At 52.8% G+C, this 25684-nt stretch carries 22 protein-coding genes; 17 read left to right on the top strand and 5 right to left on the bottom strand.

Annotated elements, in window-relative coordinates; translation table 11 throughout:
* Positions 1–142 precede the first annotated feature (142 nt).
* From mlaF to murA, 7 genes are all read left to right on the top strand, one after another.
* Positions 143–955 carry a phospholipid ABC transporter ATP-binding protein MlaF gene (gene mlaF, locus OI69_RS04325; protein WP_039346633.1) on the top strand — a complete coding sequence of 271 codons (813 nt, stop codon included), beginning with the start codon at positions 143–145 and terminating at the stop codon, positions 953–955.
* A 7-nt stretch (positions 956–962) separates the two neighbouring features.
* Positions 963–1745 (top strand): lipid asymmetry maintenance ABC transporter permease subunit MlaE, encoded by a 783-nt coding sequence (mlaE, locus tag OI69_RS04320; RefSeq protein ID WP_039346631.1) that lies wholly within the window; start codon positions 963–965, stop codon positions 1743–1745.
* A gap of 4 nt (positions 1746–1749) precedes the next feature.
* The gene (mlaD, locus tag OI69_RS04315) at positions 1750–2316 is read left to right on the top strand and encodes an outer membrane lipid asymmetry maintenance protein MlaD (protein WP_039346629.1); all 567 of its coding nucleotides are present in this window, start codon (positions 1750–1752) and stop codon (positions 2314–2316) included.
* 12 nt (positions 2317–2328) lie between these two features.
* Complete coding sequence (mlaC, locus tag OI69_RS04310) at positions 2329–2958, top strand: phospholipid-binding protein MlaC (protein ID WP_039346627.1); 630 nt, start codon at positions 2329–2331, stop codon at positions 2956–2958.
* A 13-nt stretch (positions 2959–2971) separates the two neighbouring features.
* Positions 2972–3262 (top strand): lipid asymmetry maintenance protein MlaB, encoded by a 291-nt coding sequence (mlaB, locus tag OI69_RS04305; protein ID WP_039346711.1) that lies wholly within the window; start codon positions 2972–2974, stop codon positions 3260–3262.
* A 123-nt stretch (positions 3263–3385) separates the two neighbouring features.
* The gene (gene ibaG / locus OI69_RS04300; protein ID WP_039304057.1) at positions 3386–3640 is read left to right on the top strand and encodes a BolA family iron metabolism protein IbaG; all 255 of its coding nucleotides are present in this window, start codon (positions 3386–3388) and stop codon (positions 3638–3640) included.
* A gap of 80 nt (positions 3641–3720) precedes the next feature.
* Entirely contained in the window at positions 3721–4983 is a 1263-nt protein-coding gene (gene murA, locus OI69_RS04295; RefSeq protein ID WP_039346625.1) for a UDP-N-acetylglucosamine 1-carboxyvinyltransferase, read from the top strand.
* Positions 4984–5076: 93 nt separating this feature from the next.
* On the opposite strand, the gene degS is transcribed toward murA, so the two are convergent.
* The 3 genes from degS to zapG form a co-directional block, all read right to left on the bottom strand.
* On the bottom strand, positions 5077–6174 hold the full coding sequence (degS, locus tag OI69_RS04290; RefSeq protein WP_039346623.1) for an outer membrane-stress sensor serine endopeptidase DegS: 1098 nt from the start codon (positions 6172–6174) through the stop codon (positions 5077–5079).
* A 145-nt stretch (positions 6175–6319) separates the two neighbouring features.
* Positions 6320–7690, bottom strand: coding sequence for a serine endoprotease DegQ (degQ, locus tag OI69_RS04285; protein ID WP_039346621.1), 1371 nt, complete (start codon positions 7688–7690; stop codon positions 6320–6322).
* A gap of 268 nt (positions 7691–7958) precedes the next feature.
* Entirely contained in the window at positions 7959–8363 is a 405-nt protein-coding gene (zapG, locus tag OI69_RS04280; RefSeq protein ID WP_039346618.1) for a Z-ring associated protein ZapG, read from the bottom strand.
* A gap of 215 nt (positions 8364–8578) precedes the next feature.
* On the opposite strand from zapG, the gene zapE reads away from it, so the two are divergent.
* From zapE to sspB, 5 genes are all read left to right on the top strand, one after another.
* A complete protein-coding gene (gene zapE, locus OI69_RS04275) occupies positions 8579–9730 on the top strand; it encodes a cell division protein ZapE (protein ID WP_039346616.1) in 1152 nt (383 codons plus the stop codon).
* A 237-nt stretch (positions 9731–9967) separates the two neighbouring features.
* Positions 9968–10396, top strand: coding sequence for a 50S ribosomal protein L13 (gene rplM, locus OI69_RS04270; protein WP_012773011.1), 429 nt, complete (start codon positions 9968–9970; stop codon positions 10394–10396).
* A 15-nt stretch (positions 10397–10411) separates the two neighbouring features.
* The gene (gene rpsI / locus OI69_RS04265) at positions 10412–10804 is read left to right on the top strand and encodes a 30S ribosomal protein S9 (protein WP_039346610.1); all 393 of its coding nucleotides are present in this window, start codon (positions 10412–10414) and stop codon (positions 10802–10804) included.
* A 331-nt stretch (positions 10805–11135) separates the two neighbouring features.
* The gene (gene sspA, locus OI69_RS04260) at positions 11136–11777 is read left to right on the top strand and encodes a stringent starvation protein SspA (RefSeq protein ID WP_005975503.1); all 642 of its coding nucleotides are present in this window, start codon (positions 11136–11138) and stop codon (positions 11775–11777) included.
* A 5-nt stretch (positions 11778–11782) separates the two neighbouring features.
* Positions 11783–12286, top strand: a complete 504-nt coding sequence (gene sspB / locus OI69_RS04255; protein WP_039346608.1) for a ClpXP protease specificity-enhancing factor — start codon at positions 11783–11785, stop codon at positions 12284–12286.
* 104 nt (positions 12287–12390) lie between these two features.
* On the opposite strand, the gene OI69_RS04250 is transcribed toward sspB, so the two are convergent.
* Both OI69_RS04250 and gltB read right to left on the bottom strand, forming a co-directional pair.
* The gene (locus OI69_RS04250) at positions 12391–13809 is read right to left on the bottom strand and encodes a glutamate synthase small subunit (RefSeq protein ID WP_039346606.1); all 1419 of its coding nucleotides are present in this window, start codon (positions 13807–13809) and stop codon (positions 12391–12393) included.
* 9 nt (positions 13810–13818) lie between these two features.
* Entirely contained in the window at positions 13819–18279 is a 4461-nt protein-coding gene (gene gltB / locus OI69_RS04245; protein WP_039346605.1) for a glutamate synthase large subunit, read from the bottom strand.
* Positions 18280–18930: 651 nt separating this feature from the next.
* Here gltB and OI69_RS04240 point away from each other — a divergent pair.
* The 5 genes from OI69_RS04240 to OI69_RS04220 all read left to right on the top strand — a co-directional run bounded on the left by OI69_RS04240 (position 18931) and on the right by OI69_RS04220 (position 25580).
* Entirely contained in the window at positions 18931–19860 is a 930-nt protein-coding gene (locus OI69_RS04240; protein WP_039346604.1) for a TIGR01212 family radical SAM protein, read from the top strand.
* Positions 19861–19977: 117 nt separating this feature from the next.
* Positions 19978–22347, top strand: coding sequence for an aerobic respiration two-component sensor histidine kinase ArcB (gene arcB, locus OI69_RS04235; protein ID WP_039346603.1), 2370 nt, complete (start codon positions 19978–19980; stop codon positions 22345–22347).
* 465 nt (positions 22348–22812) lie between these two features.
* Entirely contained in the window at positions 22813–23466 is a 654-nt protein-coding gene (elbB, locus tag OI69_RS04230) for an isoprenoid biosynthesis glyoxalase ElbB (RefSeq protein WP_039346601.1), read from the top strand.
* The gene (gene mtgA / locus OI69_RS04225) at positions 23463–24197 is read left to right on the top strand and encodes a monofunctional biosynthetic peptidoglycan transglycosylase (RefSeq protein WP_039346600.1); all 735 of its coding nucleotides are present in this window, start codon (positions 23463–23465) and stop codon (positions 24195–24197) included. Before elbB ends, mtgA begins: the two co-directional genes overlap by 4 nt.
* Before the next feature lie 87 nt (positions 24198–24284).
* On the top strand, positions 24285–25580 hold the full coding sequence (locus OI69_RS04220) for an alginate lyase family protein (RefSeq protein ID WP_039346598.1): 1296 nt from the start codon (positions 24285–24287) through the stop codon (positions 25578–25580).
* Positions 25581–25684 lie beyond the last annotated feature (104 nt).

Here is a 25684-nt window from a genome sequence, read left to right as displayed (position 1 = left end):
TAACCGTTTATGCCGCCATTTTGGACAAGAACTTACGGTAAGTTTTTGTAAAACTCACACCTTGATGAAAACCAGCCATTAGGCTGGAGTGAAAGACGCGATATAAGCGTACTGGCGCACTGCTGGGTAAGGAATGGAAATAATGAACCATGAGGCAACTAATCTGGTCGAGATCCGTGGTCTTAGCTTTCGGCGCGGAGAACGAGAGATTTTTACAGACATCACGCTGAATGTGCCTAAAGGTAAGGTCACGGCGATCATGGGGCCTTCCGGTATCGGTAAAACGACGTTGCTGCGCCTGATTGGCGGGCAGCTCCAGCCGGATAGCGGTGAAATCTGGTTTGATGGCGAAAATATCCCAACGCTATCGCGCAGCGAACTGTACCACGCGCGCAAGAAAATGAGCATGTTGTTTCAGTCCGGTGCGTTATTCACCGATTTGAACGTATTTGATAATGTCGCCTGGCCGCTGCGTGAACATACCAAACTGCCGGAATCCTTGCTGCGTAGCATCGTCATGATGAAGCTGGAAGCCGTGGGATTACGCGGAGCAGCGAAGTTGATGCCTGCCGAGCTGTCCGGCGGCATGGCGCGTCGTGCGGCGCTGGCGAGAGCCATTGCGCTTGATCCGCAACTGATTATGTTTGATGAACCTTTTGTCGGGCAGGATCCGATCACGCTGGGGACACTGGTGAAGCTTATTGATGAGTTGAACCACGCATTGGGCGTGACCTGCGTTGTGGTTTCTCACGACGTACCGGAGGTGATGAGCATCGCCGATTACGCGTATATCGTGGCCGACAAGCGGGTGGTGGCGGAAGGGACGGCGGATCAACTGAGGGCGAATAATGACCCGCAGGTTCGTCAGTTTTTGGATGGTATCGCCGACGGGCCTGTGCCTTTCCGTTTTCCGGCGGGTGACTATAAAGCGTCGCTGCTAGGTTCTGGGGGTTAACGCAGTCATGTTATTACGGACATTGGCGTCGCTGGGGCGTCAGGGCATTTCCACCAGTGCCGCATTTGGCCGCGCCGGGCTGATGCTGTTTAATGCGCTGGTGGGTAAACCCGAATTCAGCAAACAGTGGCCGCTGCTGGTGAAACAGCTTTATAGCGTCGGCGTGCAGTCACTACTGATTATCATGGTTTCCGGCCTGTTTATTGGCATGGTGCTGGGGTTGCAGGGCTTTATCATCCTGACCACTTACAGCGCCGAAGCCAGTTTGGGCATGATGGTGGCGCTGTCGCTGCTGCGTGAGCTTGGTCCGGTAGTGACGGCGCTGCTGTTCGCCGGACGTGCGGGTTCCGCATTGACGGCGGAAATCGGCCTGATGAAGGCTACCGAACAGCTTTCCAGCATGGAGATGATGGCGGTTGACCCGCTGCGTCGCGTGGTCGCACCGCGCTTTTGGGCGGGGCTAATCAGTATGCCGCTGCTGGCGGTCATTTTTGTCGCCGTGGGGATCTGGGGGGGTGCGCTGGTCGGCGTGGACTGGAAAGGTATCGACAGCGGGTTCTTCTGGTCTGCCATGCAGGGGGCAGTTGACTGGCGTCAGGATGTCTTGAACTGCGTGATTAAAAGTGTCGTATTTGCGATTACTGTGACCTGGATTGCACTGTTTAACGGCTACGACGCGATCCCGACGTCTGAGGGAATCAGCCGTGCAACGACCCGAACCGTCGTGCACTCGTCGTTAGCAGTACTGGGATTGGATTTTGTGCTGACAGCACTGATGTTTGGGAACTGAGTCGATGCAAACAAAGAAAACTGAAGTCTGGGTTGGTGTGTTTATGTTGATCGCGCTGGCTGCCATCCTCTTTTTATGCCTGAAAGTGGCGAATCTTAAGTCGATCGGCAGTGAGCCAACGTACCGTCTGTACGCGACGTTTGACAACATTGGCGGGCTGAAAGCGCGTTCTCCGATCAGAGTTGGCGGCGTGGTGATTGGTCGCGTGGCGGATATCTCGCTGGACGAGAAAACCTACCTGCCGCGTGTGGCGATGGATATTCAACAGCGCTACGATCACATTCCTGATACCAGCTCTCTGGCTATTCGTACGTCCGGTTTGCTGGGCGAACAGTATCTCGCACTCAATATTGGGTTTGAGGATGAAGATATGGGCACGACGATTTTGAAGGAGGGCGGCGTGATTCAGGACACCAAGTCAGCGATGGTGCTTGAAGATCTCATCGGTCAATTCCTATATAAGGGCGGCAGCAATAGCGAAGATAATGCCAGTCAATCGGGTTCGGAGCCGGGTGCCGATCCTGCGGTCACTCCCGAGCGCAGCAACGAATCTGTTCCTTCACATCCATAAGAGGATATCTGCATGTTTAAACGTTTACTGATGGTGGCTCTACTGGTGGTGGCGCCATTAGCCAACGCGGCTGACCAAACGAATCCCTACAGTCTCATGAATGAAGCGGCGGAAAAAACGTTTAACCGCTTGAAGAACGAACAGCCAACGATCAAACAAAATCCTGACTATCTGCGTACTATCGTACGTGAAGAGCTACTGCCGTATGTGCAGGTGAAATACGCCGGTGCGTTGGTTCTGGGACGTTACTACAAAGACGCGACACCGGCACAGCGTGATGCCTATTTCAAGGCGTTTGAGGTCTATCTGGAGCAGGCCTACGGCCAGGCTCTGGCGCTGTACCACGGGCAAACCTATCAAATTGTGTCGGGACAGGCGCTGGGCAATGCCGATATCGTTTCCATCCGCGTGAACATCATTGATAACGGCGGTCGCCCTCCGGTACGTCTGGACTTCCAATGGCGTAAAAACAGCAATACCGGTAACTGGCAGGCGTACGACATGATTGCTGAGGGGGTCAGTATGATCACCACGAAGCAAAATGAATGGGCGGCAATATTACGTCAGAAAGGTATTGATGGCCTGACTCAACAGTTGGAATCTTCCGCGAAGCAGGCCATCACGTTGGATCAGAAAAAGTAATGTGGGTGTGAACATGGCGAACGCATTGAACTGGCAGGCGCAGGACTCCACGCTGGCGTTAACGGGCGATCTGGATCGTGAAACGCTGTTACCGTTCTGGCAACAGCGTGAAGCGTTGCTCGTGGGTAAAACTGCGCTGGATGTGTCGGGGTTAAACCGCGTTGATTCTGCCGGGCTGGCTTTGCTGATGCACGTTTATCAGCAGTCGTCTTCTGGCGGTAAGATAACGATTGTCGGTGCCAGCGATCGGCTAAAAACGCTCATTGCGCTCTATAACCTGAATGAAATCATTCCTGTGTCTTAACCTGTCGCGCTGATGCCTGATTTCCCCTTCTGGCATCAGCGCATTCTTTGTTTAAGATAGCGCCATATTCATCTAAGATACCCCCCTGTAAATCATCTCCCCCTGACATAGAAATCGAGAGCGATGGAAAATAACGAAATTAAAGACGTGCTGATGAACGCATTGGCACTGGAAGAAGCCCATGTTTCTGGTGATGGCAGCCATTTTCAGGTCATCGCCGTGGGTGGACTTTTTGCTGGAATGAGCCGAGTCAAAAAACAGCAGGCTGTTTATGCGCCGCTGATGGAGTACATTGCGGATAACCGTATTCATGCGCTGTCAATCAAGGCCTATACGCCGGAAGAGTGGCAACGCGACCGTAAACTGAACGGCTTCTAAATACGCTCCGTGCGAGCGGAGATAAACCGCCGGTATCAGTGTGACGAAATAGTGAATTAAGACATCGAGATACAAAGACTATGGATAAATTTCGTGTTCAGGGCCCAACCCGTTTAGCGGGGGAAGTGACCATTTCCGGTGCCAAGAATGCTGCATTGCCTATCCTGTTCGCTGCGTTGCTCGCAGAAGAACCGGTAGAAATTCAAAACGTACCGAAGCTGCGTGATATTGACACCACGATGAAGCTGTTGAGTCAGTTGGGTGCGCGCGTTGAGCGTAACGGCTCTGTCCATGTGGACGCGAGCGAGGTCAACGTGTTCTGCGCACCGTACGATCTGGTGAAAACCATGCGCGCATCGATCTGGGCTTTAGGGCCGCTGGTGGCGCGCTTTGGGCAAGGTCAGGTATCGCTACCCGGCGGCTGTGCGATTGGTGCTCGCCCGGTAGATTTACACATTTATGGCCTTGAGCAACTTGGTGCGCAGATTGTACTGGAAGAAGGCTATGTCAAAGCGACGGTTGATGGTCGCCTGAAAGGCGCACACATCGTGATGGATAAGGTGAGCGTGGGTGCCACGGTTACCATCATGAGCGCGGCGACGTTGGCGGAAGGTACGACGATTATTGAAAACGCCGCGCGTGAGCCAGAAATTGTCGATACGGCAAATTTCCTGAATACGCTGGGGGCGAAAATCAGCGGGGCAGGCAGCGATAAAATCACCATTGAAGGCGTCGCACGTTTAGGTGGCGGTGTGTACCGCGTGGTGCCTGACCGTATTGAAACCGGGACATTCCTGGTGGCGGCGGCGGTTTCTCGTGGTCAGATTATCTGCCGCAATACCCGTCCTGATACGCTGGATGCGGTATTGGCGAAATTACGTGAAGCGGGCGCAGAGATCGAAATCGGCGAAGACTGGATCAGTCTGGATATGCACGGTAAGCGCCCGAAAGCCGTGACCGTTCGTACGTCGCCGCATCCGGGGTTCCCGACCGATATGCAGGCGCAGTTCAGCCTGTTGAATCTGGTGGCGGAAGGAACGGGGGTGATTACCGAAACCATCTTTGAAAACCGCTTCATGCATGTGCCTGAGCTTATCCGTATGGGCGCGCAGGCGGAAATTGAGAGCAATACCGTCATTTGCCACGGCGTTGATAAGCTGTCTGGTGCTCAGGTGATGGCAACCGATTTACGTGCGTCAGCCAGTCTGGTATTAGCGGGTTGTATCGCAGAAGGTGTGACGACGGTAGATCGTATTTATCATATCGATCGCGGCTATGACCGCATCGAAGATAAACTGCGTGCGTTAGGCGCAAATATCGAGCGCGTTAAAGAGCACGAGTAATCGTTTCAATTGCACCGTGTTTATCAGCCGGGTGGGTTCCCACCCGGTTTCTTGTTTCCCTGTTGGTGTTTTCTCAACGCGCGTTGAATACTGCTATTGGGTGGGAAATTCCTGAATTGTCATTTGTAGCGTGAATTGCTTTTTATCACGTTCAATCGTCACGGGAATAACGGTGCCGGGGCGTATCTCCGAAACCTGCTCCATGGTTTCAATAATTGAGCGTGCGGGCTTATTGTTCACGCTAACAATGACATCTTCAATGTGTATACCGGCTTTATCCGCCGGACCGCCTGGGTCGATAGTTTGAACGAGAATACCGCTTAACCTTCCCTGCGCGCCGCTGCTATTGGTTGGGCTGCTGGTTTCTATGCTTTCAAGCTGTACGCCATTGATGCCAATATAGCCGCGAACGACACGTCCATCGCGGATGAGTTTACCCATCACCCTGGTGGCCAGCGCCACGGGGATCGCGAAGCTAATGCCTTCTGGCGTTTCGCCATTGCTGCTTTTATCAAAAGAGAGGGTATTGATACCGACCAGTTCACCGAGCGTGTTGACCAGCGCACCGCCGGAGTTCCCGTGGTTAATTGATGCATCGGTTTGCAGTAAATTTTGGCGTCCGACCTGACTTCTTTGCTGGCCATACGCGCTGAGGCTGACGCGGCCAGTGGCGCTGATGACGCCTTGAGTGACCGTTTGTCCTAGATTATACGGGTTGCCTATCGCCATCACGACATCGCCAACGTGGGGGATACGATTTGAATTTATCGGGATAACGGGCAGGTTGACGCCATCAATTTGCAGCACGGCCAGATCGGTCAGCGCATCGGAGCCGATCACCCGGGCTTCGTACAACCTACCGTCTGACAGCTCTATCTGGATCTGCTGCACGTTATTGATCACATGCTTGTTGGTTAAAATATACCCTTTTTCATTCATGATGACGCCAGATCCCAGAGGATGAATGGCGACTTCGCTGGGTTTATCCGCCTTGGCAACCCGATTATAAATGTTAACCACAGCGGGCGTCGCACGGCTGACGCCCTGATGGTAGCTTATGGGTGAACCATCCGTATTCCCGCCACTGCTTTTCAGAAACGACGTGCCAGACCCGATAAAGGGGAGCGCGACCAGAATAATACCGGCGACGAGGGCACCAAATAGTGCTGAACGTAATAACTTAGCAAGCATGGCCGTGATTTACTGTGAAAAAGGAAGGTTGGGGGAGGATATCACGAGAAGTTCGGACACCGCATGACTCGGTGTCCGATTTTTTATGGCGTGCCATCCTTGACCGCCACGCTTACGAACCGTTGCTGAAAAAAACCACAGAGAATTAACGTAACAGCAGATAAATGGTTTCTTCGCCGCGCACGATATTCAGAGCCAGCACGGAAGGTTTCGCTTCCAGCAGTTTGCGCAGTTGCGTGATGTTTTCAATACGCTCGCGGTTTACGCCGATGATGATATCGCCTTTTTGCAGACCAACCTGAGCGGCTGGGGTGTCTTTGGCGACGTTATCGATCTGCACGCCTTTGCTGCCGTCTTTCAATTGGCCATTGGTCAGAGAAGCCCCCTGCAATGATGGCGAAAGCGTTTCGGCGCTGGTTGATGCCGAGGCGCTATTATCCAGCACGACAGAAACTTCCTGCGGTTTACCATCACGCAATAGGCCGATTTTCACGGTCTTGCCCGGTGCGGTAGTGCCGACTTTTGCTCTCAACTCGGCAAAACTGCTGATCGGTTTACCATCCAGCGTCGTTAACACGTCGCCTGCCTTGATACCGGCTTTGGCTGCGGCAGATTTCGGTAAGACTTCGCTGACGAAAGCACCGCGCTGTGCATCGACATTGAAGGCTTTCGCCATCTCAGACGTCATTTCGCTACCTTTAATACCCAGCAGCCCACGTTTCACTTCGCCAAATTCAACCAACTGCTGCGCCAGATTCTGCGCCATATTGCTGGGGATCGCGAAGCCGATGCCGATATTTCCGCCACCCGGTGCCAGTATTGCGGTGTTGATGCCGATCAACTCACCGTTGAGGTTAACCAATGCCCCGCCGGAATTACCGCGGTTGATGGACGCATCGGTCTGGATGAAGTTTTCCAGCCCTTCCAGATTCAGGCCGCTACGCCCCAGCGCGGAGATAATGCCAGACGTCGCTGTTTGGCCGAGGCCGAACGGGTTACCCACCGCAACGGCGAAATCACCGACGCGGAGTTGATCGGAATCTGCCAGTTTCACAGCGACCAGATTTTTGGCGTCATTTAGCTGTAACAGGGCGATATCGGTCTGCTCGTCACGACCAATCAGCTTTGCCTCATACTCACGCCCATCATTGAGCTGGACGCGGATTTTATCGGCGTTGTTGATGACGTGATTGTTGGTAAGCACATAACCTTTCGCTGCATCAATAATGACGCCGGAACCCAGACCTTCAAACGGACGAGAATTTTGTTTGTCCGTTGGGAAGTTCGGGCCAAAGAAGAACTTGAACTCTTCCGGTACGCGCTGGCGCTGTACCTGTGTCCCTTCAACATGCACGCTGACGACGGCTGGTAAGACTTTTTCCAGCATCGGGGCCAGGCTTGGCGTTTGTTGCCCTTGTACCACGGCAGGCAGCGCAGCATTCGCTGCGGGAAGCGTAGACAGGGTCAAACCAATACTCATTGCCAGTGCACTAAATAATAATGATGTTTTTTTCATTGTTATTAACTCTCTCACGGCCTGCGGATGAATAAAACGATGATATATAAACTTAAAGACACGGTGAAGAGTCAGACTGGCGATCAGTGTGTAAAGTTCACTACTGTTTCGTCAACAGAGTGTAACTATCGCTTTTATACAGTGAGTTATCGGGCGACGACAGCCTGTGACGCGCGTCTTAATGAACAAACGCTTTAAGCCTTTAAGCGTAGAACAAGAGAAAGGAAAACGTGAGGCGGGGAAACCTCACGTATAAGGGGCGCGCGAATTATTTGCGAATCGGGCGTTCGGCGCGTAGCAAGCCTGATGCACCATCGGAATAATCGCGTGGCGGCATGTTCACCGGCGCCTGATCGTTATCCGCTTCTGACTCGGTCAGACGATATTTAAACGGATTATCCTGGCCCGGAACGTGGGGTAGCAGGCTACTGGAGCTTTTCGCCATGTGCTGATAAAGCTGACGATAATCATCCGCCATGTTATCCAACAACTCCGCACTGCGGGCGAAGTGACCGACCAATTCCTGACGATAATCTTCCAGTTCGGCTTTGCTTTTCTCCAACTCATTTTGCAATACCTGCTGTTGCCGCAGCTTACGGTTACCAAAGCGCATGGCGACAGCACCAATAATAATACCGACAACTAAACCTATCAGCGCATACTCCCAAGTCATAATCGCTCCTATTTTGACGTCGTTGTCCCGTAGGGTTTTTCACTTAATAATAGTCACTATAACCGTTAACCTTGCCTGAGTGGAATCCTGATGCTCAATGACGGAAAGGAATGTTGACTCATAGCAGACATCAAGGTTGTTAACTGCGACGATTACGGCTTAAATCGACGACAACACACAGCAAAACACGACTAACTTTTTTCTCAGGGATTGTGATGGCGACTCCACAAACAACACAGCAGCAAACAACCCCCTTGGCGCTTTATCAGCAGGCGCTTGACGCCGGTGAATATCAACCGGACGAGGTGCAGCGGCAAACCGTTGTACGTTTGGAAGCGATACATCAGGCGCTCTGCCAGCGCGCGACTGATGGTGAGGCGAATGCTTCCGGCCGCGTGGGAAAATGGCGTAGTTGGCTGGGACGGCGTGATAAGCGCGAACCCGTACCTGTTCAAGGGCTGTATATGTGGGGCGGCGTCGGGCGCGGTAAAACCTGGCTGATGGATATGTTCTTCCACAGTTTGCCCGCTGAACGTAAGATGCGCCTGCATTTTCATCGTTTTATGCTGCGTGTGCATGAAGAACTGAACCAGTTTCAGGGGCAGGAAAATCCGCTGGAAAAAGTGGCAGACGGTTTCAAAGCCGAAACCGATGTGCTGTGCTTCGATGAGTTTTTCGTCTCTGATATTACCGATGCGATGCTGCTAGCTGAGTTGCTGCGCGCGCTGTTTGCCCGTGGCATTGCCCTGGTGGCCACGTCGAATATTCCACCGGACGATCTCTATCGCAATGGATTACAGCGCGCACGTTTTCTCCCGGCGATTGCGCTGATTAAACAGCATTGTGAAGTGCGTAATGTGGACGCGGGGATCGATTATCGTCTGCGCACGCTGACACAGGCACACCTTTATCTCTCTCCGCTGAATGACGAGACGGAAGCCGCGATGCAGCAGATGTTCACGCGTCTGACCGGGAAGCCATGGCAGACGCCGGGGCCAGTGCTTGAGGTTAATCATCGCCCGTTAACGACGTTCGGCGTGAGTGACGGCGTACTGGCGATTGATTTCCACACGCTGTGTGCCGAAGCGCGTAGCCCGAATGATTACATCGCGCTGTCGCGTGTATATCACACGATGCTGCTGCACAACGTGACGGTGATGGAAACGAAGGAAGAGAACACAGCCCGGCGTTTTCTGGCGCTGGTGGATGAGTGCTACGAGCGCCGCATCAAATTGATTATTTCTGCGCAGACATCCATGTTTGAGATTTATCAGGGAGAGCACCTGAAATTTGAATATCAACGCTGCCTATCCCGTTTGCAGGAAATGCAGAGCGAAGAATACTTACGCCAGCCGCATTTGGCATAACGCAGGTCGCGGTTTTTTAGTGATTGGCGTGTGAAAAAAGGTCGATCTTTGGGAATGACTTCTCTATAATCCTGCGACCCCACGTTACAACAAAGTTTTTTTCCCAAAAACTTTATAGTGCCGGCAATGGCTATTCGAAGGGGTAGGTTTGCTGGACTTGATGGTCGTGTGAGCCTCAACTGTTTTCGAGCGTTTGGGTGTTCACCAACGTGTAACTAATTATTGGGTAAGCTTTTAATGAAAACTTTTACAGCTAAACCAGAGACCGTAAAACGCGACTGGTACGTTGTTGATGCGAACGGTAAAACTTTAGGCCGTCTCGCTACTGAACTGGCTCGTCGTCTGCGCGGCAAGCATAAAGCGGAATACACCCCGCACGTTGATACGGGTGATTACATCATCGTTCTGAACGCTGACAAAGTTGCTGTTACTGGCAACAAGCGTAACGACAAGATTTATTATCACCACACCGGCCACATCGGTGGTATCAAACAAGCGACCTTTGAAGAGATGATTGCCCGCCGTCCTGAGCGTGTGATTGAAATCGCGGTTAAAGGCATGCTGCCGAAGGGCCCGTTGGGTCGTGCTATGTTCCGTAAACTGAAAGTTTACGCGGGCACCGAGCACAATCACGCGGCACAGCAACCGCAAGTTCTGGACATTTAATCGGGATTATAGGCAATGGCTGAAAATCAATACTACGGCACTGGTCGCCGCAAAAGCTCCGCCGCTCGCGTGTTCATCAAACCGGGCAACGGTAACATCGTTATCAACCAGCGTAGTCTGGAACAGTACTTCGGTCGCGAAACTGCCCGCATGGTAGTTCGTCAGCCGCTGGAACTGGTCGACATGGTTGAGAAACTGGATCTGTACATCACCGTTAAAGGTGGTGGTATCTCTGGTCAGGCTGGTGCGATCCGTCACGGTATCACCCGCGCTCTGATGGAGTATGATGAGTCTCTGCGTAGCGAACTGCGTAAAGCAGGCTTCGTTACTCGCGATGCTCGTCAGGTTGAACGTAAGAAAGTCGGCCTGCGTAAAGCACGTCGTCGTCCTCAGTTCTCCAAGCGTTAATTTCTGGCTGCTTTGCAGCGAAATCAATGCGAAAAACCCGGTGCTGGTCACCGGGTTTTTTATATCTGAAAATAAATTTCCTCGAAATATACGCTTTACTTTCCGTATGTTAGCGATGAAATTGCGCTTATATCCCCACAAAACGAACAAAATCTGATAAACTATTCGCCGATTTTATGCCTGTGTGCCAGCGATGACGTCGCTGTTTAAAACGCCGTATTTTGTCCGATGACGCTTACACACATTGGCGAGCAGAATTTCGAATAGCGGTTTGCAGAGTATTGACTGCGCGGTTATTCGCCATATTTTCTCAATAAACTTGGAGGTTTTCATGGCTGTCGCTGCCAACAAACGTTCGGTAATGACGCTGTTTTCTGGTCCGTCCGACATTTTTAGCCATCAGGTCCGTATTGTATTGGCGGAAAAGGGTGTGAGTGTCGAGATTGAACAGGTGGACATGGATAATTTGCCTCAGGATCTTATTGACCTCAATCCTTATGGTTCTGTACCGACGCTGGTCGATCGCGAACTCACGCTCTATGAATCACGTATTATCATGGAGTATCTGGATGAACGTTTTCCTCACCCGCCGTTAATGCCCGTCTATCCGGTTGCGCGCGGTAACAGCCGCCTGATGATGCACCGCATTGAAAGCGACTGGTACTCTTTGCTGAAGAAAATTACGCATGGTAGCGCTCAGGAAGCGGATGCGGCTCGTAAGCAACTGCGTGAAGAACTGCTGGCGATTGCCCCAGTGTTCAATGAAGCGCCTTATTTCATGAGCGAAGAGTTCAGCCTGGTGGATTGCTATCTGGCTCCGCTGCTGTGGCGTCTGCCGCAGTTAGGTATTGAACTGAGTGGTTCGGGCGCGAAAGAGCTGAAAGGCTACATGACTCGCGTCTTTGAGCGTGATGCGTTCCTGGCTTCCCTGACGGAAGTGGAACGTGAAATGCGTTTGCAAACCCGAGGTTAACTTGTATGGCGTTGTCTCAACTGTCTCCGCGTCGTCCGTATTTATTGCGGGCTTTTTATGATTGGTTGCTGGATAACCAATTAACGCCTCATCTGGTGGTTGATGTGACCCTGCCGGATGTTATGGTGCCGATGGAGTTTGCCCGTGACGGCCAGATTGTGCTGAATATTGCACCGCGCGCTGTCGGTGGCCTTGAGTTAGCTGATGACAGCGTTCGTTTCAATGCCCGTTTTGGCGGTGTTCCGCGTCAGGTTTATGTGCCGATGGCGGCCGTATTGGCGATTTATGCGCGTGAGAACGGGGCTGGAACGATGTTTGAGCCTGAACCGGCTTACGAATCCGCTGGTGAGTTTGACGATGTTCAGGACGGCGCGCCCTCTTCAGGAACGGTGATGTCGATTGTCGATACGCCGTCTGATTCCGGGGCACCTGACGATGGTTCAGGTTCTGATGACGAACCCCCACAGCCGCCTAAAGGTGGCAGGCCGTCGCTACGGGTTGTGAAGTAATTTTTCCTCTAGGGCACCTCTGCGGTGCCCTTTTTACTGGCGTGCCGCGCTAGTGCAAAAAGAAAAGGGCAGCTAGCGCTGCCCTTCAGTGAAGTCGTACGTTGTTACACTTCCAGATAATTCATGATACCGTCAGCGGCTTTACGACCTTCTGCGATGGCCGTCACCACCAGATCGGAACCGCGTACTGCATCGCCACCCGCAAAAATTTTCGGGTTGCTGGTCTGGAACGCGTTATCACAACTTTCTGGTGCGACAATGCGCCCTTGATCGTCCAGTTTGACGTCATGTTCTGCCAGCCACGCCATTTTATGTGGACGGAAGCCGAACGCCATGATGACTGCATCGGCTTCCAGTACGTGTTCAGAACCCTCGACGATTTCAGGACGACGACGCCCGTTGGCATCCGGTGCACCCAGCGCAGTACGCGCCATTTTTACGCCGCAGACTTTGCCAGCACCGTTGATCTCGACGCTTAACGGTTGCAGGTTGAATTTGAAATCAACGCCTTCTTCACGCGCGTTTTTCACTTCGCGCTTGGAGCCTGGCATGTTTTCCTCATCACGACGGTAGGCACAGGTAACGTGTGTCGCACCCTGACGAATAGAAGTACGCACGCAGTCCATCGCCGTATCACCACCGCCCAGCACGACAACGCGTTTACCTTGCATGTTGACGTAAGGCTCATCTGCTGCGGCTTCAAAGCCCATCAGTTGCTTGGTATTGGCGATCAGGAATGGCAGCGCATCGTAAACGCCCTGAGCGTCTTCATTGTCCAATCCGCCACGCATCGACTGATAGGTGCCGACACCGAGGAAGACGGCATCGTATTCGTCCAACAGTGCTTTCATCTGTACGTCTTTGCCGACTTCGGTATTCAGCCGGAACTCGATCCCCATCTCGGTGAAAATCTCACGACGTTTCACCATCACCTCTTTTTCCAGTTTGAAAGAGGGGATACCGAAGGTCAGTAGGCCGCCGATTTCAGGATGACGATCGAAAACCACAGCCTGCACGCCACTTCGTGCCAGCACATCGGCACAGGCCAATCCCGCTGGACCCGCACCAATGATCGCGACACGTTTACCGGTCGGTTTGACGTTGGCAACGCTTGGCTTCCAGCCCATCTCTATCGCTTTATCATTGATATAGCGCTCGATGTTGCCGATGGTGACCGCACCGAATTCTGCATTCAGCGTACAAGAGCCTTCACACAGGCGATCTTGTGGGCAAACGCGCCCACAGACTTCCGGCAGGCTGTTGGTTTGGTGCGATAACTCAGCCGCTTCGATAATACGGCCTTCATTCGCCAGCTTCAGCCAGTTCGGGATGTAGTTATGTACCGGACATTTCCACTCACAGTAAGGGTTGCCGCACGCCAGGCAGCGGTCTGCCTGTGCTTTGGACTGGCTTTCTGAGAACGGTTCGTAGATCTCAACAAATTCAATTTTACGAATCTTCAGCGGCTTCTTGGGCGGATCAACGCGCTGTAAGTCGATAAACTGGTAAACATTCTGACTCATGATGACCTCTTACTGCGCCTGAACCCGCAGCTCGGCTGCGGAACGACTACGGTGACCCAACAATGCCTTCACATCACTTGACTTCGGTTTCACCAGAGCAAACTTCGGTGCCCAGGTCGGCCAGTTAGCGAGGATCTCTTCTCCGCGGTGTGAACCGGTATTCTGTACGTGCTCGGTGATCAGGCCACGCAGATGCTCTTCATGAATAGCCAACTCTTCCACATCCAATACTTCGACCAGTTCCGGGTTAACGCGTTTACGGAATTCACCGTCTTCATCCAGCACGTAGGCGAACCCACCGGTCATCCCTGCGCCAAAGTTGACGCCAGTACGACCCAGCACGCAGACGATGCCGCCCGTCATGTATTCACAGCCGTTATCGCCGATGCCTTCTACCACGGTGATACAGCCGGAGTTACGTACGGCGAAACGCTCACCAGCACGACCTGCGGCAAACAGCTTACCGCCGGTGGCACCGTACAGGCAGGTGTTACCGATGATGCTGGCTTCATGACTGCGGAAGGCAGAACCTACAGGAGGACGCACGGAGATGCTGCCGCCTGCCATACCTTTGCCCACGTAGTCGTTGGCATCGCCGGTTAATTTCAGTTCCACGCCGCCAGCGTTCCAGACACCAAAGCTCTGCCCAGCAGTACCGGAGAAGTAAGCTTTGATCGGATCGCCAGCCAGTCCTTGATCGCCATGTTTCTCGGCAATCGCACCGGACAGTGTCGCGCCGACGGAGCGATCGGTGTTACGGATATCGAAGTAGAGCGCCTTACCCTGCTTCGCATCGATATGCGGTTGGGCCTGCGCCAGCAGTTCTTTGTTCAGTAAACCTTTATCGAACGACAGATTGCTTTCAGTACAGTACAGCGCTTTACCCGGCTTAGGCTGTGCGGCGTGGAGTAACGGAGACAGATCCAGTTTGTTCTGTTTCGCACTGAAACCGTCCAGCTCAACCAGCAGGTCGGTACGGCCAATCAGATCCACCAGACGGCTGACGCCCAGTTCTGCCATCAGCACGCGGGTTTCGTGTGCGATGAACTGGAAGTAGTTGGTTACACGCTCAGGCAGGCCGTGGTAGTGATCGCGACGCAGTTTTTCATCTTGCGTTGCAACGCCTGTTGCACAGTTATTCAGGTGACAGATACGCAGGTATTTACAGCCCAGCGCCACCATGGGACCGGTGCCGAAACCGAAACTTTCCGCGCCCAGAATCGCCGCTTTAACGATATCCAGACCGGTTTTCAGGCCACCGTCCACCTGAAGGCGGATTTTGTGGCGCAGACCGTTAGATACCAACGCCTGCTGTGTTTCAACCAGACCTAGCTCCCACGGACAACCCGCGTATTTCACGGAGGAGAGTGGACTGGCACCTGTACCACCGTCGTAACCGGCGATGGTGATCAAATCGGCATACGCCTTGGCAACGCCTGTGGCGATAGTGCCAACGCCTGGCTCGGACACCAGTTTTACCGAAATCATCGCTTTCGGGTTAACTTGCTTCAGATCGAAAATCAACTGCGCCAGATCTTCGATAGAGTAAATGTCGTGGTGCGGCGGTGGCGAAATCAGCGTCACGCCCGGCACGGAATAGCGCAGACGGGCAATATACGGTGTGACCTTATCACCCGGTAACTGGCCGCCTTCGCCCGGCTTCGCACCCTGTGCCACTTTAATCTGAATCACATCGGCGTTGACCAGATACGCTGGCGTCACACCAAAGCGACCAGAAGCAACCTGCTTGATACGGGAGACTTTATTCGTGCCGTAACGCGCCGGATCTTCACCGCCTTCACCGGAGTTGGAGAAGCCGCCCAGTCCATTCATCGCTTCAGCCAGTGATTCATGGGCTTCAGGGCTGAGCGCGCCGATGGACATCGCTGCGGTATCGAAACGTTTAAACATTTCAGATGCCGGTTCAACGTCGTCGAGAGCAATAGCCGCGCCTTCTTGCGGTTTCAGCGCCAGCAGGTCGCGTAATGTGGCCGCCGGACGCTCGTTAACCAGTTTGGCGTATTGCTCGTAATCGCTGTATTCCCCGGTTTTCACCGCGGTTTGCAGCGTGGTGACGACATCCGGGTTGTAGGCATGGTATTCGCCGCCGTGAACAAATTTCAGCAGGCCGCCCTGTTCCAACGTTTTGCGCTTCAGCCAGGCGCGTTTGGACAGATTCAGCAGATCCTGTTCGAAGTCGCCGTAGTTTGCCCCGCCGATACGGCTGACAACACCCAGGAAGCACTGCGTCGACACATCTTTGTGTAAACCCACCGCTTCAAACAGCTTAGAGCAGCGATAAGACGCGATCGTCGAGATGCCCATTTTGGACATAATCTTGTACAGACCTTTATTGATGCCGTTACGGTAGTTCAGCATCACGACACGATAAGGTTTGTCGATGGTGTGGTTATCCACCATCCGCGCCAGCGTTTCGTAGGCGAGGTAAGGGTAGATAGCCGTCGCGCCAAAGCCTAACAGCACGGCAAAGTGGTGCGGGTCGCGTGCGCTGGCGGTTTCGACAATGATGTTGGCATCACAGCGCAGGCTCTTTTCCACCAGACGGCGCTGCACGGCACCCACGGCCATTGGCGCAGGGACAGGCAGGCGTGATTCGCTAATACCGCGGTCGGAGAGTACCAGCAGAACGGCACCGTCTCTGACGTTGCTTTCTGCTTCGTCACACAATTTTTCGATCGTCTGTTGCAGCGATTGCTGCGACGGATCAAACGTCAGATCCAGCGTAATGGCACGGTAGTGCAGTTCGTCCTGCGAGGTTAGCTGGGTGAAGTCGGAATAAAGCAGAATCGGTGACTTAAAGCTCAAACGGTGAGCCTGGCCTTCCGCTTCACAAAAGACATTCATCTCACGACCAATACTGGTCGCCAGCGACATCACATGTGCTTCGCGCAGTGGGTCGATCGGTGGGTTGGTCACCTGCGCGAACTGCTGACGGAAGTAGTCATAAATGATGCGTGGACGGCTGGACAGCACGGCAAATGGCGTGTCATCGCCCATAGAACCAGTGGCTTCCTGACCGTTCTCGCCTAGCACGCGGATGACCTGATCCAGCTCTTCGCTGCTGTATCCGTACTGTTTCTGGAAGGTTTCCAGCAGCTCATCGTCGAATTCACGGCTGCCGACCTGATCGTCTGGCAATTCTTCAAACGGCACCAGACGCTTAACGTTTTTCTCCATCCACTCTTTGTAAGGATGGCGGCTTTTCAGATCGTTATCGGTTTCGGTAGAGTGCAGGATACGACCGCTGCGGGTGTCGATCACCATCAGTTCGCCGGGGCCTACGCGGCCTTTCTCAACGACTTCATCCGGCTGATAATCCCAGATTCCGACTTCAGAGGCGCAGGTGATCAGCTTGTCTTTCGTGATGACATAACGCGCAGGACGCAGACCGTTACGATCCAGGTTACAGGCAGCATAACGCCCATCGGACATCACGATACCGGCTGGGCCATCCCACGGTTCCATGTGCATGGAGTTAAAGTCGAAGAACGAACGCAGTTCAGGATCCATATCCGGGTTGTTCTGCCAGGCTGGCGGCACCAGCAGGCGCATCGCGCGGATGATATCCATGCCGCCGCTCAGGAACAGTTCCAGCATGTTATCCAGCGAGCTGGAGTCGGAGCCGGTTTCATTGACGAACGGTGCGGCATCCTGCAAATCCGGGATCAGCGGGGTTTTGAATTTATAAGCACGCGCGCGTGCCCATTGGCGGTTACCGGCGATGGTGTTGATCTCACCGTTGTGCGCCAGATAGCGGAATGGTTGCGCTAACGGCCAGCGTGGCACTGTGTTGGTAGAGAAACGCTGGTGGAACAGACAGATCGAAGATTCCAGACGCAGATCGGCCAGATCGAGGTAGAAGCGCGGCAGATCCGCCGGCATACACAGACCTTTATAGATCGTGACCAGGTTGGAGAAGCTACAGACGTAGAACTCTTTGTCTTCAATACGCTTTTCGATACGGCGACGCGCCATAAACAGGCGACGTTCCATATCACGCTGACGCCAGCCTGCCGGGGCGTTAACGAAAATTTGCTCAATACGCGGCATGGACGACAGCGCAATTTCACCCAGCACATCCGGGTTGGTTGGCACTTCACGCCAGCCCAGTACGGACAGCGTTTCGTTCTGCAACTCTTCTTCTACAATCCGACGGGTGGCGCGAGCCAGATCTTCGTCCTGATTGAGAAACATCATGCCAACGGCGTAGTTTTTGGCTAAACGCCAGCCGTGCTCTTCCGCCACCAGACGAAAGAAACGATCGGGCTTCTGAAGTAATAAACCGCAGCCGTCGCCAGTCTTGCCGTCAGCAAGGATTGCGCCACGGTGCTGCATACGTGCGAGCGCGTGGATCGCGGTACGCACTACTTTGTGGCTCGGCTCACCTTCTATATGGGCGATTAATCCGAAACCACAGTTATCTCTCTCTTGGGATGCATCGTACAACATATTAGTGAACCTCCCCAGGCTCTGTGTGACTCTCACAACCTACTGCGAGAAAGCACCGTGGCGTCGAGCGGGTAGTATTACGCTCTCTTCTTCGGCCTCTCGTGACGGTCTCACAAGTGGTAAATGACTTGTTTTTAGAGGGAGTCTTCATTTACTGCATAAATATGACGAGTCGTGGACCCGTCAGGAAAGCTTCCAGCGGACTCCCAAATTAGCGAGAAAGCCTGTTCAGGTCAAATACCAGTGTAAAATGTGCTGATAAGCGATAATTTTTAATTATACCTATGAAAGATAATGATTTTTTTAGAAAAACCCTCTCGGTAAATGAGTATAGGGTTCAATTGAAATGTGAGCTGTATCACTATACAACAGCATGATAACCCTTATCCGTGCTATGTTATCTCTATGTTGCAGTATATTATGCTGCATGTAGCTACTTTTAGATTTAATGAAACTATTTTTAAGAATTGCTTCATCTTTTCATTAAACGAGCGTGCGGAATAAGAAAAATTAATCAGCGCTGAGGTGAGTTTATTTTCACTAAAAGCGAATAAACATGCATTCCATTGGGATGTGTGTGATTGATCGCGGTCATCGCGAAGGGGGCAAGAGAAAGGTAGTCTGCTGCTCCTCAAGGGAGCGGGTTAGAATATGCAATTGCAAAAATTAATCAATATGTTTGGTGGAAATCTTCAACGCCGCTATGGCGAGAAGGTTCACAAATTGACGCTGCACGGCGGGTTTAATTGCCCAAACCGTGACGGGAGGCTGGGGCGAGGCGGTTGCACGTTTTGCAATGTCGCCTCATTTGCTGATGAGCAGATGCAGCAACGCAGCATTGCGCAGCAGTTGGAAACGCAAGCGGGAAAGGTAAACCGCGCTAAACGCTATCTGGCGTATTTTCAGGCGTATACCAGTACCTATGCCGAGGTTCAGGTGCTGGAAAGCCTGTATCAGCAAGCGCTGAAACAGGCCGAAATGGTGGGGCTTTGCGTGGGCACGCGCCCTGACTGTGTTCCTGATGCGGTGCTGGATTTGTTGTCCCGCTATCATGAACAGGGCTACGAGGTGTGGCTGGAATTGGGATTGCAAAGCGCGTGCGATAAAACGCTGCATCGAATTAATCGAGGACATGACTTCGCCTGCTATCAGGAAACGACCCGCCGCGCACGCGAGCGCGGTCTGAAGGTGTGTAGCCATCTGATTGTCGGATTACCGGGAGAAGACGCCCTGCGCTGTTTATCGACGCTGGAGCAGGTTGTCGCAACCGGGGTGGAAGGGATTAAGCTCCATCCCCTCCATATCGTGGAGGGCAGCACGATGGCGAAGGCCTGGCGAGCCGGAAGGCTACCGGAACTGGCGTTGGATCGCTACGTGGAGACGGCGGGAGAAATGATTCGCCATACGCCGCCGGATGTGATCTATCACCGCATTTCCGCCAGCGCTCGCCGCCCAACCCTGCTGGCTCCGCTCTGGTGCGAAAACCGCTGGACGGGCATGGTCGAGCTGGATCGCTATCTGCAAACGCATGGCGTACAGGGTTCCGCGCTGGGTACACCTTACCGTTATGATGGGGTTTGAGGTGACGATATGCTGGCGCGAGAGGTCAATATTTTGTGCCGTGAATCTGTGCGGCAGCACCGTATAAGCCGTCGTTTTACGTTATGATGCGCGGGTGGGTGACTAAGGGAAATCGCTATGAAGCAAATTCGTCTGTTAGCTCAGTACTATGTTGATTTGATGGTAAAACTGGGGCTTGTCCGTTTTTCACTGTTGCTGGCCTCAATATTGGTGCTGCTGGCGATGGTAGTGCAAATGGCGGTTACCTTGTTACTCAGCGGAGAAGTCGAAAAAATCGACGTCGTGCGCTCTATTTTCTTCGGGCTGCTGATCACGCCCTGGGCCGTGTATTTCCTCTCTGTGGTGGTGGAACAGCTTGAAGAATCGCGCCAGCGGCTGTCGAAGCTGGTCGCGAAACTGGAAGAGATGCGCCACCGGGATCTGGAACTGAACACACAGCTTCAGGAGAACATTGCACAGCTCAATCAGGAAATTACCGACCGAATCAAAGCGGAAGACGCCCGCGCGCTGGTGATGAGCCGACTCAAAGAAGAGATGTCCCGCCGTGAACAGGCGCAGATTGAGCTGGAGCAACAGTCGGCGTTGCTGCGTTCGTTCCTCGATGCTTCACCGGATCTGGTTTACTACCGTAACGAAGAGAAAGAGTTCTCCGGCTGTAACCGCGCGATGGAACTGCTGGTGGGCAAAAGCCAGAAACAGCTCGTTGGCCTGACACCACAAGATGTTTATTCCCCCGATATTGCAGAAAAAGTGATGGAGACGGACGAAAAAGTATTCCGCCACAACGTTTCTCTGACCTATGAACAATGGCTGGTTTATCCCGATGGGCGTAAAGCCTGTTTTGAATTGCGCAAGGTGCCATTTTATGACCGGATGGGTAAACGTCACGGACTGATGGGATTTGGGCGCGATATAACGGAACGTAAGCGTTACCAGGACGCGTTAGAGAACGCCAGTCGGGAAAAGACCACTTTTATCTCCACAATCAGCCACGAGCTTCGTACGCCGCTTAATGGCATTGTCGGGTTAAGTCGAATTCTGTTGGATACGCAACTTGACCCAGAACAGCAAAAATACCTGAAAACCATCCACGTCAGCGCGATTACGCTGGGCAATATCTTTAACGACGTGATCGAGATGGACAAACAGGAGCGTCGCAAGGTGCAGTTGGATAATCAGCCAATCGATTTCACCGGTTTTCTGGTGGATCTGGAGAACCTGGGGGGCTTGCTGGCGGAGCCAAAGGGGCTGAAGCTGATTATGGACCAGCACCTGCCTTTGCCGCAGAAAGTCATGACGGACGGTACGCGCCTGCGACAGATTCTGTGGAACCTGCTTAGTAATGCGGTGAAATTTACGCCGAAGGGCGAGCAGGGTAAAAAGGGCGAAATTGTGGTGCGCGTCTGGCATGAAAAAGGCGATCGTCTGCGTTTTGAGGTGGAGGATTCCGGGATGGGTATTCCGGCAGACGAGTTGGAAAAAATCTTCGCCATGTATTATCAGGTCAAAGACCAGAACGGCGGGAAGCCCGCAACAGGCACGGGAATCGGTCTGGCGGTGTCGAAACGCCTGGCGCAGAATATGGGGGGGGATATCCAGGTTTCCAGCACGCAAGGCAAAGGTTCCTGCTTTACGCTGACGGTCACGGCGCCGAGCGTTGATGAAGTAGGCAGCGATCGGGAAGACGATGATGATTTGCCACTACCCGCGCTGCACGTTTTGCTGGTGGAAGATATCGAATTGAACGTGGTGGTGGCGCGTTCGGTGCTGGAAAAATTGGGTAATAGCGTGGAGGTCGCGATGACCGGACAAGAAGCGCTGGATATGTTCGATCCCGATGAATTCGATCTGGTGCTGCTTGATATCCAACTGCCGGATATGACCGGGCTGGACGTGGCGCGCCAGCTACGTTCCCGCTATGGCAAACGTAGCATGCCGCCGCTGGTGGCGCTGACGGCGAACGTCCTGAAAGATAAACGTGAATATCTGGATGCGGGTATGGATGACGTGCTGAGCAAACCGCTGTCGGTGCCTGCGCTGACGGCCGTTATCAAACAATACTGGGACACTCACACGGTGTGGACAGAAGAAGCGGTGGCTGAGGAGAGTGATGACATGGCGCAAGCAGAAGAAGATCTGTTGGATATTCCGATGCTGGAGCAGTATCTGGATTTGGTCGGGCCGAAATTGATTCACCAGAGTCTGGAGATGTTTGAACAGATGATGCCGGGCTATCTGGCGATCCTGGATTCCAACATGACGGCGCGTGACCAAAAAGGCATCACGGAAGAAGGGCACAAAATCAAAGGTGCGGCGGGTTCCGTTGGGCTACGGCATCTGCAACAGGTCGCTCAACAGATTCAGACCTCATCGCTACCGGCATGGTGGGATAACGTGCAGGAATGGGTCGATGAGCTTAAGCACGACTGGCGTCATGACGTTCAGGTACTGCGTGATTGGGTAGCAAAAGCAGAAAAAGAATCCTGATTCGGTCTGTAGCGGCCATAGGGACGTGGCGAGCAACACGGCTAGAAATTTTTTTCGTCTTACGCGATATCATGCCAAAAGGCGTCAGATTGAATGGGATTGACGAGTGAATCAGGACAAGGAATGCAGGGGGTTACACGTTTTCATACGGTAGAAAAAAATGACCCCGACCGAAGCCGGGGTGCGCGAATTATGCGCCAACACCAGGGAAAACATGCACCTGCATTTAGATCTCAGGTTTGTAAACTCGCAAGTGCGGATATTCGTGTCTTAACTATGTACTTAACTACGACAACTTACAACAGCGACTCAATACTCAAACTTAACTACTGTATAGCTTCATCAAGCAACAAAATAGCAAATGTAGAAATCTTTGTTACAAGAATCATTAAAATGTGTGATGTAGAGTAGTGTTTGTCAATTAAAAAATCAATTAGTTGATGTAATGAAATGAAGGAAAATATGATGAAACGAGTCGGCATTGTCCTCAGTGGTTGTGGTGTTTATGATGGTTCCGAGATTCATGAAGCCGTGTTGACGTTACTTGCGCTGGATCGCGCAGGCGCGCAAGCGGTTTGCTTTGCGCCAGATAAGCCGCAATTACAGGTGGTTAATCACCTGACGGGTGACGTAACTGGTGAGAATCGCAACGTTTTAACAGAATCAGCACGGATCGCCAGAGGAAAAATCCAGCCGCTTTCTACCGCGAATGCACAAGAGTTAGATGCGCTGATTGTGCCAGGTGGTTTTGGCGCGGCGAAAAATTTAAGTGACTTTGCGACGCAGGGAACGGCGTGCCAGATTGATGAAACACTGAAATTGCTCACACAGGAAATTTATAAGCAAAATAAACCAATTGGTTTTATTTGCATCTCCCCCGCGCTGTTGCCCACGATACTGGGTGAACCTATACGTGTAACCATTGGTAATGATATCGACACCGCTGAGGCTATCGAAGAGATGGGCGGGATTCACGTTGTGTGTCCAGTCGATGATATCGTGGTCGATGTGGAACATAAAATCGTGACGACACCAGCCTACATGCTGGCTAACTCCATCAGCGAAGCGGCAAAAGGCATTGATAAGCTCGTTGCTCGCGTATTGGATCTTACTGAATGAGGTCGAGCCGAGGGCGTAGAGGCTTACTGACGTGGCTGAAGCGCCTGATTGCTCGCAGTGTGTTGGTGGTCATCGGTGCGTGGCTGGCTGGTATCCTGCTATTTTCCTTCCTGCCTGTTCCCTTCTCAGCGGTGATGGTCGACAGGCAGCTCAGCGCCTGGCTGACAGGCGAATTCTCCTATGTTGCTCATTCGGACTGGGTGGCGATGGAGGATATCGCACCGGAAATGGCGCTGGCGGTGATAGCGGCGGAAGACCAAAAATTTCCTCAGCATTGGGGTTTCGATCTGGATGCGATTGGTCAGGCCTTGAAGCACAACGAGCGCAATACGCAGCGGATCCGCGGTGCCTCTACGCTCTCACAGCAGATGGTAAAGAACCTGTTCCTGTGGGACGGGCGTAGCTGGGTACGTAAAGGGCTTGAGGCGGGTATTACCACCGGAGTCGAGCTGGTCTGGACCAAACGGCGGATTCTTACCGTGTATCTAAATATCGCTGAATTTGGCCCCGGTATATTTGGCGTGGAAGCGGCCGCCAGACGTTACTTCAATAAATCGGCTGGCAGGTTGACGGCGAGCGAATCCGCCTTGCTGGCGGCGGTCTTGCCGAACCCCATTCGCTTTCATGCGAATGCACCCTCCGGCTATGTTATTCAGCGTCAGCAGTGGATTTTGCGCCAGATGCGGCAGATGGGCGGCGACGCATTTTTGCGAGATAACGATCTGTTGTGAGATAACAATCTGAATTAATAGGTTTTGTTCGTTAGTATACCGAGAAATTTTGCGTTAACGGTCGTGTTTTCAACATCAGGAGAAAGTATGCGGTTACGTTATTGGTCTGCTTTACTGGTTGTATTGTACTGTGTAGCTTCTGCGGTCCGTGCGGATACGGAGCTTAAAACGTCATCCCCTGATAATCCCTACGCCTTCTTACACCAGCCCGCGCTATCCGCAGTAAAACAGCAATTACAGCAAAGAACGGAAAAGCCGCAGACGCGCATGGCGTACGATCAACTGATTTCGCAAGCCGATCGCGCACTGAAAATTGATAACCCCTGCGTGACAGAAAAGAAATCCACGCCACCTAGCGGTTCAAAGCATGATTATTTGAGCCTCAGCGCCTATTGGTGGCCCGATCCCGATAAAGCTGATGGTTTGCCCTGGATTCGTCGCGATGGGCAGGTAAACCCTGCCAGCAAGGATGAGGAGACTGATGGGGTCAGGCTGGCAACATTCACCGCTCAAACGCAGGCGTTGACGCTGGCATGGTATTTCTCTGGTAAACAGGCTTATGCCGATAAAGCCATATCGATGATCCGTACCTGGTTTATCGACCCCGCGACGCGGATGAACCCTAATCTCGACTTTGCGCAAGGCGTGCCGGGCATCGCATCGGGCAGGGGCGCGGGCGTGCTGGATGGACGTTATTTCTCCACCCGTATTGTCGATTCGCTGATTATGCTGCGTCAGGCACCGGGCTGGACGACGCAAGATGAGCAGCAAATGCAGAAGTGGATGAGCGATTATCTGCACTGGCTACAAACCAGCAAACTGGGGAAAAAAGAGGCAACGGCCCAGAACAACCACGGTAGCTGGTATACCGTACAAGTGGCGGGTATCGCCTGGTATCTGGGGAAAATCGACGTGGTGAAATCCATGGCGCAATTGCAACGGCAAAAATTGGATCATCAGTTGCAACCGGATGGTGCTCAGCCGGAAGAGTTGGCACGCACCCGCTCTTTCCACTACAGCTACTTCAATCTTCAGGCGATAACGGATATGGCGATGCTGGCTTCCCGCGTCGGGGAGAATATTTGGCAATATCAAACGCCGCAAGGAAGCAGTGTGATAAAGGCGCTGGATTTTATGGCACCGTATCTGGATGAAAACAAAGCGTGGCCACGCAAGACGATAGACAGGCAAAGCAGCCGCCTTATCCCGCTGCTAGTGCAGGCTGAGCGCGGTTTGAAAACGCCGCGTTATCAGACGCAAATCAGGCAGGCGGGATTTGCTGAATTACTTACCGGTGTGGCGAGTGCACGGGATAAAGAGCCGAGCCACGTTAGTGTGGAAACCCGCCGGACACTCTGGCTGCTCAATTCTGCTACACCGTAATTCGGTTGCACTCTGAACCCTATCGGGCAGAAACATGTTGCTATCGAATGAAGATAAAAAAACCGCTGATGAAAGCATCAGCGGTTTTTGTTTTATGGCTTTAG

This window comes from Pectobacterium fontis, assembly GCF_000803215.1.
GTDB lineage: Bacteria > Pseudomonadota > Gammaproteobacteria > Enterobacterales > Enterobacteriaceae > Pectobacterium > Pectobacterium fontis.
Note: the sequence above shows the minus strand (reverse complement) of the source record. Positions and strands in the feature narration are given on the sequence as shown.